This is a genomic window from Rhodococcus sp. IEGM 1241, from assembly GCF_033142365.1.
Classification (GTDB): Bacteria; Actinomycetota; Actinomycetes; order Mycobacteriales; family Mycobacteriaceae; genus Rhodococcus_F; species Rhodococcus_F erythropolis.
This window is the reverse complement of record NZ_JAWLSE010000010.1, coordinates 56,512-71,573: the sequence shown is the minus strand read 5'-3', so window position 1 is coordinate 71,573 and position 15,062 is coordinate 56,512. Positions and strand designations below refer to the sequence as shown.

Genomic DNA, 15,062 nt, shown 5'->3' with positions numbered 1-15,062 from the left:
AACTGAGACGTGTCACGAGCAAGGGGTCCATGCGCGAGACGATGATCCGCACAGCGGTGCAGATCCGATCAGTCGGCGCTTCCCGCCGTGCACACTGAACTCAACTTCCTCCACCACACCAGATCTCAGGATGAGTGGCCATTTACTTAATCAGATGTCGATTCGAGTGATCTTTTCTGCGACGCACACTAGGCGCTCATGGCCCTCTCGTTTCGACTGTAACGCCATGCACGGCCTGTACGCCTCCGTCAGCCTCGCTGACGGAGGCGAGGACTCGCCGTCCGCGGACCCGTGAGCCCACCAGTACAGGTGCCGGGAAGCGGACCTTGTTGAAACCGTAGTTGACGCCCATGGTGCGGTTGGAGACCTCATATATCTCCGCCATGAATGGCACGATCAGACTCAGGGTGAGTGGGCCGTGCGCGATCGTCGTCCCGAAGGGTCCTTCGAAAGCGCGGTCGACGTCGGAGTGAATCCAGGTCCGAGCGTCCCGCGGTATGGGGAAGAGTTGCTGCGGACGTCGAGAAGCCCAACCCATCGCACACCAGAGGAGATCAAGCCTTACCAGTCGCGGCCCTCGCTGATTCTCGCAATTGCGCACACTGAATGACGTGACCACTTGCATCGGTTTTTCGGACAAGCCTGCGGCCGCGAGAATCAGATTCGCCGCTTCCTCGACCAGTCCCACTTCGCGCCGGTCGCTCATAGCACCGCCTGGCACTGTGAGCGCCAATCGAAAAGTCTGCGCCCTTACCGGGTTACCGGCCTGGTAGATCGAACCGACCTGGCGTTCATTGACGTAACCCCAGGCGGACTTCCGGAAGAGCTCGGTATCCGGCGCGCCTATCCATCAACAGACTCGCGGTCAGATCGCGCTCGTACTGCTGGCGAGGAGATACATCGATCGCACTTTCCAGGTAGGTCAGTTCGAATGTTGGTAGTTCGCACCTCTCAAGACACGACCATGTTTCAGGATGAAATGACCGACCCGATCAGCTGCTCGAGTTGGATCGCAACCCGATCGAGCGGATCAGTGGCACGTTTGGCGCGACACATGGCAACCGCCCCTTCGGCCGCAGCCACCACCAATGTCGCCACCTGTTCAGCATCGACGACTGACGCACCCGCCTCCGACAATGAAGTCGACAAAAGTTCTTCCCACGCGGAAAAGACATCTGCAGCCGCAGCCAGGGCGGGATTCGGCTCTTCAACATCGACATCTTCGACCGCAACCGACAACACCGGGCAACCAGCGCGAAATTCACTCCGCAACACGATGTTCCGCCACATTTCAAGGAATGCACGCAGACCCGCCACTGGCCCGTGAGATGCCAACTCCTGCGCCAAGGCAAGCCTCACCGAAGAGCCCGCGAACATTACGGCTTCAGCGGCAAGTTGCTTCTTGCCACCCGGGAAATAGTGATAGGTGGAACCAAGGGGAGCTTTCGCATGCTTGGCCAACTCGCGCACGCTCGTCGCATTGAGCCCGCGCCGACTCATCATGTCAGCAGCGCCCGCCACGATGCGCTCCCTCGAATCACGTTTGCGATCGACCATGTTCACTCCAATCCCCCGGGCCGATTGCCGCGGACGACTCCAGATTCTACCCACGGACACCGATGGTCGATATCCGAGAAAACCGAGAATCACACCACTCCACTATAACGATCGTTATAGCCTTGTTCCGGCGCCCTGCACGGCAGGCCGCCACCCACCCGCATCAATACAGAAGGTTTTGAGATGCCCCCCACCCTGCAAATAGAAGACGCCGTCGCAGTAGTCGATCTCGGAGACGACGAGAATCGGTTCTCGATCGACTGGCTGTCGACAGTCGAATCGATCCTCGACGATGTGCTCGAGAGCGAGGCGCAATGCCTCATCACCATCGGTACCGGAAAGTTCTACTCCAACGGCCTCGACCTGGAGTGGCTGATGACTCATAGCGACCAACTCGCGTCGTACTCACAACGTGTCCAGGAGTTGATCGGCCGAATTCTCGTGTTCCCCATACCGACTATTGCAGCACTGCCTGGACATTCATTCGGTGCAGGCGCAATGCTCGCACTCGCTCACGACTTTCGAGTCATGCGAGAAGACCGCGGGTTCTTCTGCCTTCCCGAGGTCGACATACGCATTCCCTTCACTCCCGGAATGACGGCGCTCATCCTCTCGAAGGTGACGCCGCAAACAGCTACGTACACAATGACAACAGGCCGACGGGTGGGCGGAACCGAAGCCGAAAGTCTCGGCATCGTGGACCGGACGAGTTCGGAGACGAACCTGCTCAGCGATGCCTTCGAATTGGCGTTGCCATTGAAGGGGAAGGATCGGCCGACGTTGGGAGCGATCAAAGAGTCGATGTACGCGACGGCCATCGCGGCGCTGTCATCAAAAACAAGTGTGAGTCTCTGACGCCAACCTAGACGTCCCGGGCCGATCGCAAGGGCCCGGGACGTCAAAGACGACTACAGCTCAAACAATTCAAGTGCATTTTCGTACAACACCTTTCTGCACCACGCCGCACCAAGGTCCAGGTCGACAATTGCTCGCAGCGCATCCGCGTACTTGTACGGAATATTGGGAAAGTCACTTCCGAACAGGATTCGATCCTCGAGCGCGATCAATGTCTCCCGCTCATCGTCGGGAAACCTCGCGAACCGATTGGTGAAGTCCGTAAAGCTCATCGTGGTATCGAAACGCGTCTTCGGGTATCTCTCCGCGATTCGAAGAAACTCCGAATACTCCGGCATCCCCATATGTGCGATCACCAACGCAAGATCGGGGAATCGCGCGAGCAGACTCTCGATCCGAGCAGGACCCGTGTATCGCCCGGGTGCCGGACCGGACCCACAATGAATCACTACAGGAAGGCCCGCATCCTCGATCTGTCCCCACACTTGATCCAGGATGGCATTGTTCGGATCGTAATTCCCAACCTGTATGTGACTCTTGAAGATTCGCACACCACGATCTATCGATTCTCCCACATATCTCGCCGCCGAAGCCTCGGGAAAGAAAGTCGCGGTCGATAGGCATTGCGGAGTTCGAACGGCAAAGTCGTGCGCCCATGAGTTGAGCCATTCCGCCATCTCCGGCTTATGCGGATAAATCATCGATGTGAACTTTTGCACGCCGAAGTCCTCCAGCGTACGCACACGCGTCGATTCGTCCGAGCGATAGGTGATCGACCAGTCGATTCCAGTACTGGGCAGAACTCCATCGAAGTACGCCCAGACTTTGTCGATCACGGCCTGTGGCATGAAATGCGTGTGGACATCGATGATTCCGGGAAGCCCGAGGCTTCGCCACACTGCCCGCACATCCTTGGCTTCATCGGGCTCGAACTGATCATCTCCAACGGTGCTGTTACACATCTATGTCTGAGACCTCAGCTACCGGCGTGGTCGGTTGTCACAGTGGGCATTTCCGGAGTTCCTGGCTCGACCGGAACCTCGAGAACTCGACACATAGACGAAATCGCCAAATACTGCGACGCCAGCGCGATGAACTCGGCACGCTCGGTCACATCCATTTCGGCCTTGACCAACCCCGCCGACCGACCCGCCAGCGGCCTGAAGTTCACGACCGCATCGGCGATGGCAATGACGGCCCGCTGACGATCCGTCCAATCGGGCGTTGGCTGCGAATTTGTCGCTGTGGCAGCGACCTGACTTTCCGACAGTCCGGAAGTTCTTCCGAAATACGCTACGTGAACTCCCCATTCGTGCACTGCCCGTTTGCGTCCGGTGACGCGCAGAATACACAATTCGCGGTCCTGCGAGGTCATTTGACCCGTGTACAGGAGCCCCCTGGTCCCCAAGATGGGACGCTCGATGTATCCACGAAGAACCGCCGTGTTCACCGCCATCTCCTGATAGAGGAGCGGTGGACGGTTTGGCGGTGGAACGACCGTGTTCAGCAGTTCGACTGATTCAGCCGGAATCGGGTGAGACATATTCGATCCTTCAGTTTGCATCGGCAAGTCGGAGTTGACGTTTGAGGACTTTCCCGACCGAGTTCTTCGGCAGGAGATCCGGGAATAGAACCTCTTTCACACATTTATAGGACGCCAAACGCTGCTTGCAGAAGTCGATGACGTCCTGGTCGGTCAGAGCGAACCCTGGCTTGACGATCACATGAGCAACCGGAATCTCTCCCCAGGTTGGGTCCTGCTTGCCGACAACCGCAACCTCCGCGATCGCCTCGTGCTCGGACAGCGCAGCCTCGAGTTCTGCGGGATAGATGTTCTCGCCTCCGCTGATGATCATGTCCTTGACGCGGTCCTTCAGGTAGATGAATCCGTCGTCGTCCACGAATCCGACATCACCCGATCGATACCATCCCTCGACGATGACGGCATCGGTGGCCTCCTGATTCGCCCAGTAGCCCTTAAACACCATCGGCCCCGAGCACCACACTTCGCCGGCAGTTCCCCGCAGGACTTCCTGTTGGTTCTCGAGATCTACGATTTTTGCTTGTCCGTGAAGCAGGACCTTGCCTTGTGAGTTCACGGAGGCGACTCCCATTGACGGAGTCCAAAAGCTCAGACCTCCGGAAAACTCGGTAATGCCATACACCACCTGAATTTTCACATCCATCTCGTCGAAGGCTGCGATCAGTTCCGGCGGTACTGCGGATGCACCGCACGTAATGCTGAACAAGGTAGATGTATCGACGTCGACACTCCGAGCGACGTGGAGCATCGCCCTCAGCATCACCGGGACTGACATCATTGTCGTGATGCGTTCGCGGGCGATGACATTCCAGACCTCGACCGGATCGAAGTCCGGCATGAAGATCGTGGGGCAACCCTTGAGGATGTTGGTGATCAGCGGGTTAAGGCCGCCGATGTGAAACATCGGGGCCACCAGGAGGAATCGATGCGAAGTGTTCCATTCGATGGTGCACGACGTCGCGTGCGCCGACCAGTACAGGTTGGAATGTGAAAGCACCGCGCCCTTAGGTTTTCCGGTGGTGCCCGAGGTGTACACAATCGCAGTGGCGTCGTCACCTGTGACCGCAGTCTCGACCTCGACTTCTCCGAGAACGACCTCGACGATGCTCGTGTACGAATCCGCGATGCCGTTGTCCTGGTTGCAGACAAAGACAGTTGCCGGAATCTCGTGTTCCAACGCCACGACAGTGGCCGTGAAATCTGATTCGTAAGCAACAACTTTCGCCGACGAATTGGTGAGGATGTAATGCAATTCGGGTGCGGGGAGCCGCCAGTTCACGACGACTGCGATGGCACCGATCCGTGCTGCCGCAAGAACTGAAGTCGCGTGGAACTCACCGTTCTTCGCAATGATCGCTATCCTGTCGCCTCTTTCGACGCCGTGCGCGATGAAATAGTGTGCAAGGTTGTGAACCCGCTGGTCGACTTGAGCGAAAGTGTAGCGATATCCGGGCCCGACGAAGGCTTCCTTGTCAGGTGAGAGGTACGCGCGGTTGGATAGGAGCTGTCCGAGAGTGGGTTCCATGGGTTTCCAAGTTTCTCGTTGATCGAAAGATAGTGAAGTATCAGGCGCTGAATTGCGGTGTCGAGCGCTCCAGGATGGGCGCTAGGTCGAGGCCGGCCGGTAGGGTGCCGAACACCGTTCCCCAATTCCGATCCAGACGACTTGCGTTGAAGGCGTCGGACACTGCGGCGTGTCCGTATCGGATCAACAACGCGCCCTGCAGGGCCAACGCAAGGTGCTCGACTACGGTACGGGCTCGGTATTCGAGAGTTTCCGCGTCGACGAACTGTCCCTTGAGCTGCGCAATGAATGAATCGAATCTCGGGTCACTGCCTGTTGCGATCTCGAGTTCGTCAAAGAAGGCGGGAAGTACGTGCGGTTCCTTGGCCAACGCTCGCAACGTGTCCAACGCGGCTACGTTTCCGGTCCCCTCCCAAACTGACGCGAGCGGCGCTTCACGGTAAAGCCGTGGCATACGCGATTCCTCGACATATCCGTTTCCACCGAGACATTCGAGTGCCTCCGCGGTATGAATCGGGCCTCTCTTGCATACGTAGTATTTCGATACCGCAAGCCCAAGACGACGCAGTGCGGCAGCGTGTTCGTCGCCTCGATGTGCGCTATCGGTCAGTTCGGCGAGCCACAGAGCGACGGTCGTCGATGCCTCGGCCTCGACCGCAAGGTCGGCAATCACGTTACGCATCAACGGTTTGTCCATCAGCGTACTGCCGAAGGCCGATCGATAGGTTGCATGATGAGCGGCCTGCATTACGCCTGCCCTCATCAAGGTTGCCGTGCCCAGGGTGCAGTCCAGTCGTGTCATGTTCACCATTTCGATAATGGTGGGGACACCGCGTCCCTCGTCGCCCAATCGCCAGCCGGTTGCGTTCAGGTACTCCACTTCACTGCTTGCGTTGGACTTGTTACCTAGCTTGTCCTTCAGACGTTGGAGCGCAATGGCATTCATCGTGCCATCTGGAAGAACACGAGGAAGAGCGAAGCAGGTGATACCGCCGGGTGCTTGCGCGAGAGTCAAAAGGATATCCGACATCGGAGCAGATGTGAACCACTTGTGTCCCTCGATTCGGTAGCTCCCGTCCGCCTGTTCTATCGCCCGAGTGGTGTTCGCGCGCACATCGGAGCCGCCTTGCTTCTCCGTCATCGACATGCCCGCCGTCAGTCCTCTCTTGGACAGTGGCGGGGTGACCGAAGAGTCGTATTCTCGGTTCGTCAGCAGTGGCTCGTACATAGCAGACAGTTCGGAATCCGCTCTCAGCGCCGGCACTGCCGCATACGTCATCGATGTCGGACACCCGTGCCCGGCATCGACGTGCTGCCACGCGCTGAACTTGGCGGCACGAATCAGGTGCGCGTTAGGTCGAGTGTCGCGCCACGGCGTCCCGTGCAACCCGTATTTGACTGCGGTGCTCAGCAATTCGTGATAGCTCGGATCGTAATCAACACGGTCGATTCGGTGACCGTAACGATCGTGCGTATTCAGCACAGGCGGGTGAGCTTCAGCGAGATCACCCAACAGTTGGAAGTGTGAACTGCCTGCGGCTCGACCCACTTCGTGAAGCTCGTCCAAAGCGTCGACGGCTCCGCAGCGAATCATCGTCTCGTCGAAGACCGGATGCTCAGCTGCGTCGAAATCGATCAGCAGCGGAACCTGATTTGTCACTTGGTGTGTACTCACTGTAAGTCCTTCGCATTGTTCATGCTGAGTTGCGTGAACTCAGCCCGATAGTCTTCGTACGCCCAGCGAAGCTCATCGCCAGGCCAATATTCAGGAAGAAGTTCGTCAGGTAGAGCTGGATCCGAACAGAGGTGACGGACGGCGCCCGCCGCCGCCATGAAGCGCTCCTTCGAGTGTCCTGGTGAGCTGAGCGCAACCAGTAACAACTTCGCCTCCGACGCCCACGTTTCGAGGTCCCACAATTCCCGCACCAACGTCCTACTGTTGCGCACCGTCGTCTCGAATCGGAGCACGTCTTCGATTTGTTCGAGATCCTCACCGACAAGATTCGCCGGCCGCATCCAGACTCCTTCGCGGAGTTCGGCAAACCTGTGAACGGCGAACAGCTTTCGAAGCTCAGCACGCGAGGATGCCTGCCTCCCGGCAGTCACGATGATCCTTTGCTCCCACACTCCGTCGAAGGGGCGGCGACGCGGCCGGATCATCGCCTCCTGCGACGCCTGACGGTCCACGTGTCGTGGTCCGAGTGAATAGAAGGAATCAGCCACAGTCAGCTCACCGGCTGCAACCATGCGTGAGAGCGCTGCACGCATGGACGACGCTGCAATTTCGAACAGATCACCCGCCGAAATCAACTCGCGAACGTGTAACCGCGGGGGCCTCGCGCCGAGCAACAGGCTCAATGCGACCGAACGAGCGGTCATACTGGGCGCGAGTTCGGTCAACGTGCGAGGTGTCACGATCCCTCTATCTCTATTGCAGATTCACAACGATTGTCTACACTTTGTAACACACGGCAGGCTGAGAGTCACCACATTCGACGAACTCCTGGCCCGAAATGCATTTCACCGACTGGTGACCAACAGTTGATGACACCCGGCAGCGCCCGGTTGCGCAAAGCAACTCGAATCGACTATAACGATCGTAATAACTTTTGAGGCGGTAGTGATGCGCGAATTGACACAGGTGGCGAGGAATTCGGTCAAATGGACTGACGCGCCGGGCCCGACCATCCGGATAAACGCGAAGGCGGCGTTTGCCCGCCATCTCGGCACCGACACGCAACACCAGGCCTGATCGTGCGCGAACTTCAGTTCGTTCGCAGTGGCCGATTGGCGTGGGCAGAAAAGCCCGACCCTCAGCTGATCGACTCGAGTGATGCGATTGTGCGCCCGTTCGTAGTGAGCCGCTGCGACGGAGATACACTCCCGCTACACCGTCCTGTCTCACGTGCCCTTCAATTCGGAATGGCGGTTGGCGCCGTTGATCCTGTCGTCGGATGTATTTGCGGCAAAGTACCTTTCAAAGGCCCTTTCGGAATCGGTCACGAGTGCGTCGCCGAAGTCGTCGAGGTCGGTCCAGACGTGCAGAATCTCCGTCCCGGACAGATTGTGGTTGTCCCATGGGCAGTCTCGTGCGGCACGTGCCACAACTGCCAGCTCGGGCTGACGTCGAAATGTACGACCACGACCGACAAGACATTGGCAGCCTTCGGGTTCGGTCCGTCGAGCGGCAATTGGGGAGGGATGATCGCTGATCGATTCCGCGTGCCGTATGCGGATCACATGCTCGTCCCGGTACCGGCTGGAACAGACCCGTTGCGAGTTGCTGCCGCCAGCGACAACCTCGCCGATGCATGGCGCTCTGTCGTACCTGGGCTCGAATCGAGGCCAGGAGGTCCGGTTCTCGTGCTCGGAGGTGGTGCGAAGAGTATTGGACTTTTTGCCGCTGGACTTGCCGTGGCCAAAGGAGCATCAACGGTCGATTATCTCGACGACGATGCCGGCCGGCGGCGAATTGCCGAGGCAATGGGCGCCAGAGCACAAGCGCTCTCGGGCAGCAGGAAGCTCCGCAACATCGGGGCGTCCGCACGTCGATACGACGTCGTCGTAGAAGCCACGTCGAATGCACCCGGTTTGCGAATGGCAATTGGTTCTCTCGCACCAGGTGGAACATGTACTGCCGTCGGCTACTACCTTGCAACGGGAACGCGAGTCCCCTTGATGAAAATGTATGCGACAGACGCAACTTTGAAGGTCGGAGTCTCGCATGCCCGGGCCGCCCTGCCTGAGATGCTCGAATTCGTCGACCGCGCGCAATTCCCAGCCGAATCCGTCACGACAATCACAGCCGATTGGGAGGACGCACCCCGTGTCTACGCGGAAAGAACAACCAAACTCGTTCTCCGGCGGGATCGACTCGACACGTTCGATTTCAAGCGTTGAACTGGTTCGCCCGCAATTGACGACGAGGGCAGCCACCGATCTTCATGCAATCCGGAGGTTCCACCGTGGCTGATGCCGCCTATTTCATCCCGTCTCACGACGTCCCGGCCGATGCCGTCGACGCTGGCCGACCGGAAAGGTACTTGCCTACCGCTGACACGATCAGCATCTGGTCACCCGCCATGCAGCACGGCGCTCCGCCGTCCGCGTTGCTTGTCCGGGCACTCGAGCGTTGCGAGCCTCGCAACGGAACTCGTTTGACACGAGTTTGTTTTGACATTCTCGGGCCTATCCCGTTGACCGAGATCGAAGTTCGATCATGGATCGATCGGCCAGGAAAGGTGATCGAACTTCTCGTCGCGGAACTATGGGCTACGTCACCGGACGGAAGCGAAAGGGCCGTGGCACGTGCCACGGCGTGGCGCGTTCAAACAACCGACACCCGGGCAATCGCACACGCCGCCGACGCACCGCTGCGTCCCCGCCAGGAGGTCGTCGAGTCAGCAGCGTCAGCTGCATCCAATGCCTTTCCGCGCATCGGATATGTGAACACCCTCGAATGGAAGACAGTTCACCCGCTAGGTGCGCCAGGACCGTCTGCAATGTGGCTCCGCACCGACGTGGTGCTCGTACGAGGGGAAACGCCGACGCCGCTGGAGCGACTCTTCATCTTCGCCGATGTTGCAAACGGCATCGGATCGAAGCTCGATCCTTCGCATTGGACATACTTGAATACGGACATGACAGTGCACATCTTCCGCGAACCTGTTGGTGAGTGGATCGGCATTTCCGCCGAAACTTCCTCTGGGCCTGACGGAGTCGGCCTCACAGCGGCGGTCCTCTACGACGAGATCGGACCGGTGGCCAGATCCGCGCAGAACGTCCTGATTCGTCCACGACCCGACGCACTGTAAAACAATCGAGCAGGAGACATCGTGAGCTTCACAAGCCCCTACCCCGACGTAAGCATCCCCTCGTCCAGCGTCTTCGACTTTCTCTTCGGAACACTGACCGACGACCAACTCGAACGCACCGCCACCATCGACTCCGCCACCGGAACCGAAACCACCTACCGCGCCTTGGTTGACCAGATCACCGGCATAGCCGGCGCTCTCGCCGCCCGAGGTATCGGAGTCGGTTCGGTAGTCGGCCTTCTCTCTCCCAACATTCCCGAATTCGCGAGCGTCTTCCACGGCATACTCCGTGCCGGAGCGACAGCGACAACGATCAACGCGCTCTACACCCCCGCCGACATCGCATCCCAACTCAGTGACTCCGGAGCAACCGCGCTCTTCACGACCTCGACGCTACTGCCACAGGCCCGCGCCGCGGCCGTCGAAGCCGCAATCGCCGACGACCGGATCTTCCTGCTCGACAGCGCCGCAGGTTTCACCTCCATCAACGAACTCGTCGCGGAACACGCACCTGCCCCGGACATCTCGTTCGATCCACACACCCACCTCGCAGTACTGCCCTACTCATCCGGAACCACCGCACGCCCCAAAGGCGTCATGCTCACCCACGCCAACCTCGTCGCCAACGTCTGCCAGGTCGGACCCGCACTGGCAATGTCACCACAAGACCGCATCCTCGCAGTTCTACCGTTCTTCCACATCTACGGAATGACCGTCCTACTCAACTCCGCACTGCACAGCCGCTCGACGCTCGTCACGATGCCCAGATTCGACCTCGAACGGTTCCTGACCGTCATCTCCAAACACCAGTGCACCTACGTGTTCATTGCACCACCAGTAGCCATCGCGCTCGCCAAACACCCGATGGTCGACACCTTCGACCTCTCCTCGGTCCACTCCATCATCTCCGGGGCCGCACCCCTCGACCGCGAGCTCGCACAGGCAGTCCGAAACCGTCTCGGCTGCCACGTCGGTCAAGGATTCGGCATGTCGGAGATGAGTCCCGTCAGCCACGTGATCCCCCTCAACCGAGAAGATATTCCTCTCGACTCCGTCGGACCGACACTGCCCAACATGGAATGTAAACTCGTCGACCCCGCCACCGGCACCGAAGTCATCTACCCCACGGCAACCGGCGTCTCGGAACCGGGCGAACTGTGGTGCAAGGGACCGAACATCATGGCGGGCTACCTCAACAATCCTGCCGCGACAGCGGAAACCATCGACGCAGACGGGTACTTGCACACCGGTGACCTGGCAACCGTCGATGCCGACGGCAACGTCACCATCGTCGACCGGCTCAAAGAACTCATCAAATACAAGGGATACCAAGTACCGCCCGCAGAACTGGAAGCAGTACTGCTCACACACCCCGCCATCGCCGACGCAGCCGTCATCGGCGCTCCCGACACCACCGGCGAAGAAGTCCCCAAAGCATTCGTCGTCACCACACCCGGCACCAAACTCAACGCCGACGCCGTCATCGACTACGTCGCCACCCGCGTCTCACCACACAAAAAGGTACGAATCGTCGAATTTATCGACACCGTGCCACGATCATCCGCAGGGAAAATCCTCCGCAAAGAACTACGAACAACACGATAGCAAGAACGCGAAGGGGCGCAGGAACTCTGATTGGTTTCAGATGCCCTGCGCCCCAATTTGATCCGCATTGTGATTAAGAGATCGCCGCGTTTCGGAGGATCTAGGAGAGCTGCGCCGGCGGTGTGGCGCTACGGATGGCGGTGGTCTTCTCTTCGGTGAAAATACCCTGACCAAGTAGATGATGGATCGACAGCACTCCCCCACGGGATCCCCAGCTTCCCTCCTCGATGACTCGGAAGTTGATCCACCACGCCGGTGATGGCTCGGCGACTCCCAATGCGGTTGACAGTGCCGCAAAGAGGCGAGTGATGACCTCCGAACGTACCGACTGCCGCCAGTCTCCTGCCATGACCGCCACGTCGATCTGCATGACGTCGACCGATCGATCGGAAACCAGCTTGCCGCCGATAGCAATCGAGTCGAGCGCCCGTTCGACAAAATGCACCTGGAATCCCTCACGTGCGCCGTCGACTTGGGCGCCTACTTCCGGCACGAGGACGGCATCGGTAAGGGTTGTCGCCAATTCACGGCGTTGCTCGAGGGTGATTCGCCCGGCCGGGGTGTTCACGGTGATGACTGTCATTCTTCCTCCACTATGTGCGCCAGAGATCGATCTATAACGATCGTCATAACGATGATAGTACGGTGATCCGCAACCAGAGCGGGGGCCGTTGGTTGCAGCCTTGACATCTCTCCATCGCTACCGCGTTTCGCGTGCCAATTGTGTTGCCACACGGAGGAAAACCTCGTTCTCGACAACAGTGCTCAGAGTCACTCTGACACCCCGATTCTCGAAAGGGCGGATGACAACACCCCTTTGCTCGCACATTCTGGCGTACTCGTTCGCGGCCGGACCCATGGGAAGCCATACGAAGTTCGCCTGGGAATCAGCGACCTCGTGTCCGAGCGATCGCAACGTCTGCGTCACGCGGCCACGCTCGCCGACTACATGCGCAACGCGACGTTCGAGCTCGCTATCGCAGGCAGGGTTCAGCGCTGCAAGGGCACCGGATTCCGACAGTCGATTGACTGAGAATGCAGCCGTGACCTTCCGAATCGCTGCGGCCACCTTCGGACTCGACAACGAGTATCCCACTCTCAGTCCGGCAAGTCCGTAGGCCTTGGAAAACGTCCGTAAGACAAGGACGTTGGAGAACTCGGCGAGGAGTGCGATCCCGTCTGCAGACCGCGGATCAGTCACGAACTCGCGATACGCCTCGTCTATGACCACAAGTACATCGCCCGGCACCTGACGCAGGAAACAATAGAGTGACTCTGCCGTGACGGCTACGGAGGTCGGGTTATTTGGCGTACATATGAAGACAATGCGTGTTCGCTCGGTCACTCGGTTAGCCATCTCGACGAGATCCAGTTCGTGTCCGCGCATCTCGACCCGGACTGGTACGGCACCGGCCAAAGCCGCAGCCGCACTGTATGCAGGAAAAGAGACCGTCGGCACCATCACTTCGTCTCCCGGTTCGCAGATTGCGTCGACGATGCTCCGACACAGAGGCAACGATCCGCTCGCTGCCACGATCTGGTCGACGTCGAGGCCAATCCGTGCAGCGATGACGCGACATAGATTGGACGCGTGGGCATCTGGATACCTGTTTAGAACAATCTCGGAGTCGATCGCCGCTCGGACGCCGGGCAGCGGGCCGAAGCACGACTCGTTGCCCGAGAGTTTGACCGCGTTTGTCGGCCCACCATTTTGCGCGACAGCGTCCGCGGTCCGGCCGGCAACGTAACCCGGATAAGTATCGAGAAGAGACCTTGTACGCACTGTCACGATTCCCTCTGCTCCTGGCCGCCCGCTCGTCGACGCTGAAGACCGGGTACGTATTTGGGGCATTCCACGATCTCATTCCACGAGAGAACACTGGCGACCTGCGGGACATGGCGAACACCTCGAGTAAAAACGGCTTCGAGGTTCCTCAAGTAACCCAAATCCTCGAGAGGATCTCCGCGGACCACGACGAGATCGGCCGCCTTACCCGGCGCAATCGAACCGGTCTCCCTCCCGAGACCTAAGGATTCGGCCGCCACGCTCGTCGCAGCTTCGATTACTTCCCAATTCGTCATCCCGAAGGCAGCCATTCCCTCGAGACTCAGGACGTATTCGACGTGGGGAGTCCGCGCGATTCCCGCGTCCGTTCCAGCGACGATGCGCACGCCAATGTCTTTCAGCCGTCGTAACGAATCAGGTTCCGGTGTAAGCTTTTTCAGCACTTCACCCCATGCCGCACACACTGTTCGACAGACGAATGTTCCGGATTGTGCAACCGCCGTGACGACGTCTGGCTCTGGGTCAATGCCCCCTAGCGCGGTCATGAAGCTGAAGTGTTCGATGCTGTCAACCCTTGCAGCAACGGAATCCCGAATGCCGGCGACACCATGGGCATGGGCTGCGACCTTGAGACCAAGTTTGTGCGCCTGGTCGACGACTGCGACAATCTCCTCTGCGGTGAACTGCGCCTCGTACGGGAGGGATCCCGAGGTCATGGAGCCTCCGGTCGCCATGATCTTGATGGCATCAGCTCCCCTGGCGTGGGCACGCTGAACTGCCTCCCGAGCCGCATTGACTCCACGATTGACCTCGCCGCCGAGGAACCAGCAGTGCCCTCCCGTCACTGTCAGCGGCTCTGTCACCGTCTGCAGCCGCGGTGCAGGTATTTGCCCGGCATTCACCCGGCGCTTGATCGTCAGATCGAGACCACGCGGGGCACCGAGGTCACGTGCCGTTGTAACGCCCGCGCTCAGGAGCGCCTCGGCGTTGTCCGTCATCAGCGCAAGGATCGTCACGTCGTCCGAACACTGCAGTGTGGACAACGGATCCGGACCACCGTCGAAGGCGAGGTGAACGTGAGTATCGATGAGACCCGGGAGCATTGTCGAACCGATTCCGAAGTCGACCACGTCAATCTCTGGGTCCTGAGGCATGCTGTCAGGTGCGCCCACCGCAATGATCCGCCCTGCCTCGATGAGCACAGCGACCGGGCCGTCGTCGTATTCTGGGTGACCTCGATCCTCGGGGACACAGGTGAGTACCCTTTCCGCCACCAGAACCTGACGTCGAGGCTGTAAGTCGCCCACCATCTCGATCATTTCCCCACTCACCGACTCAGCTACGGAAACGGCGTTCACACTTGCAGATCCGATCACG

General features: G+C 59.2%; 14 protein-coding genes and 1 pseudogene. 5 read left to right on the top strand and 10 right to left on the bottom strand.

The genetic code is table 11. The features are described 5' to 3' along the window. Nucleotides 1-196: 196 nt before the first annotated feature. Nucleotides 197-706: a MaoC/PaaZ C-terminal domain-containing protein gene (locus tag R4P70_RS28800; protein ID WP_235868040.1), complete on the bottom strand. Its 510-nt coding sequence runs from the start codon at nucleotides 704-706 to the stop codon at nucleotides 197-199. 263 nt (nucleotides 707-969) lie between these two features. After that, nucleotides 970-1,557 carry a TetR/AcrR family transcriptional regulator gene (locus R4P70_RS28795; RefSeq protein ID WP_099698975.1) on the bottom strand — a complete coding sequence of 196 codons (588 nt, stop codon included), beginning with the start codon at nucleotides 1,555-1,557 and terminating at the stop codon, nucleotides 970-972. Nucleotides 1,558-1,740: 183 nt separating this feature from the next. On the opposite strand from R4P70_RS28795, the gene R4P70_RS28790 reads away from it, so the two are divergent. Further along, nucleotides 1,741-2,412, top strand: a complete 672-nt coding sequence (locus R4P70_RS28790; RefSeq protein WP_099698970.1) for an enoyl-CoA hydratase/isomerase family protein — start codon at nucleotides 1,741-1,743, stop codon at nucleotides 2,410-2,412. Between the two features lie 53 nt (nucleotides 2,413-2,465). Here R4P70_RS28790 and R4P70_RS28785 read toward each other — a convergent pair whose 3' ends face one another. From R4P70_RS28785 to R4P70_RS28765, 5 genes are read right to left on the bottom strand one after another with little or no spacing between them, the layout of a single operon-like run. Continuing rightward, entirely contained in the window at nucleotides 2,466-3,374 is a 909-nt protein-coding gene (locus R4P70_RS28785; RefSeq protein ID WP_099698969.1) for an amidohydrolase family protein, read from the bottom strand. Between the two features lie 14 nt (nucleotides 3,375-3,388). After that, entirely contained in the window at nucleotides 3,389-3,955 is a 567-nt protein-coding gene (locus R4P70_RS28780; protein WP_317833014.1) for a hypothetical protein, read from the bottom strand. Between the two features lie 10 nt (nucleotides 3,956-3,965). Next, nucleotides 3,966-5,480 carry a class I adenylate-forming enzyme family protein gene (locus R4P70_RS28775; protein ID WP_099698967.1) on the bottom strand — a complete coding sequence of 505 codons (1,515 nt, stop codon included), beginning with the start codon at nucleotides 5,478-5,480 and terminating at the stop codon, nucleotides 3,966-3,968. Nucleotides 5,481-5,520: 40 nt separating this feature from the next. Continuing rightward, on the bottom strand, nucleotides 5,521-7,155 hold the full coding sequence (locus R4P70_RS28770) for an acyl-CoA dehydrogenase family protein (RefSeq protein WP_180279713.1): 1,635 nt from the start codon (nucleotides 7,153-7,155) through the stop codon (nucleotides 5,521-5,523). After that, nucleotides 7,152-7,895: a PaaX family transcriptional regulator C-terminal domain-containing protein gene (locus R4P70_RS28765; protein ID WP_099698966.1), complete on the bottom strand. Its 744-nt coding sequence runs from the start codon at nucleotides 7,893-7,895 to the stop codon at nucleotides 7,152-7,154. Before R4P70_RS28765 ends, R4P70_RS28770 begins: the two co-directional genes overlap by 4 nt. Nucleotides 7,896-8,402: 507 nt before the next feature. On the opposite strand from R4P70_RS28765, the pseudogene R4P70_RS28760 reads away from it, so the two are divergent. The 4 genes and pseudogenes from R4P70_RS28760 to R4P70_RS28745 form a co-directional block, all read left to right on the top strand. After that, a pseudogene (locus tag R4P70_RS28760) lies at nucleotides 8,403-8,678 on the top strand (alcohol dehydrogenase catalytic domain-containing protein); the annotation flags it as partial. Between the two features lie 3 nt (nucleotides 8,679-8,681). Then, a complete protein-coding gene (locus R4P70_RS28755) occupies nucleotides 8,682-9,380 on the top strand; it encodes a zinc-binding dehydrogenase (RefSeq protein WP_235868044.1) in 699 nt (232 codons plus the stop codon). A gap of 65 nt (nucleotides 9,381-9,445) precedes the next feature. Further along, nucleotides 9,446-10,294 (top strand): thioesterase family protein, encoded by an 849-nt coding sequence (locus R4P70_RS28750; RefSeq protein ID WP_317833009.1) that lies wholly within the window; start codon nucleotides 9,446-9,448, stop codon nucleotides 10,292-10,294. A 21-nt stretch (nucleotides 10,295-10,315) separates the two neighbouring features. Then, entirely contained in the window at nucleotides 10,316-11,899 is a 1,584-nt protein-coding gene (locus tag R4P70_RS28745) for an AMP-binding protein (RefSeq protein ID WP_099698963.1), read from the top strand. A gap of 100 nt (nucleotides 11,900-11,999) precedes the next feature. Here the strand turns inward: R4P70_RS28745 and R4P70_RS28740 are convergent, their stop codons facing one another. The 3 genes from R4P70_RS28740 to R4P70_RS28730 form a co-directional block, all read right to left on the bottom strand. Next, nucleotides 12,000-12,482: a hypothetical protein gene (locus tag R4P70_RS28740; RefSeq protein WP_317833007.1), complete on the bottom strand. Its 483-nt coding sequence runs from the start codon at nucleotides 12,480-12,482 to the stop codon at nucleotides 12,000-12,002. Between the two features lie 117 nt (nucleotides 12,483-12,599). Then, nucleotides 12,600-13,688, bottom strand: coding sequence for a histidinol-phosphate transaminase (locus tag R4P70_RS28735; RefSeq protein WP_317833005.1), 1,089 nt, complete (start codon nucleotides 13,686-13,688; stop codon nucleotides 12,600-12,602). Beyond that, a complete protein-coding gene (locus R4P70_RS28730; protein ID WP_317833003.1) occupies nucleotides 13,685-15,061 on the bottom strand; it encodes an amidohydrolase family protein in 1,377 nt (458 codons plus the stop codon). The genes R4P70_RS28735 and R4P70_RS28730 overlap by 4 nt, the downstream gene beginning before the upstream one ends. Nucleotide 15,062 lies beyond the last annotated feature (1 nt).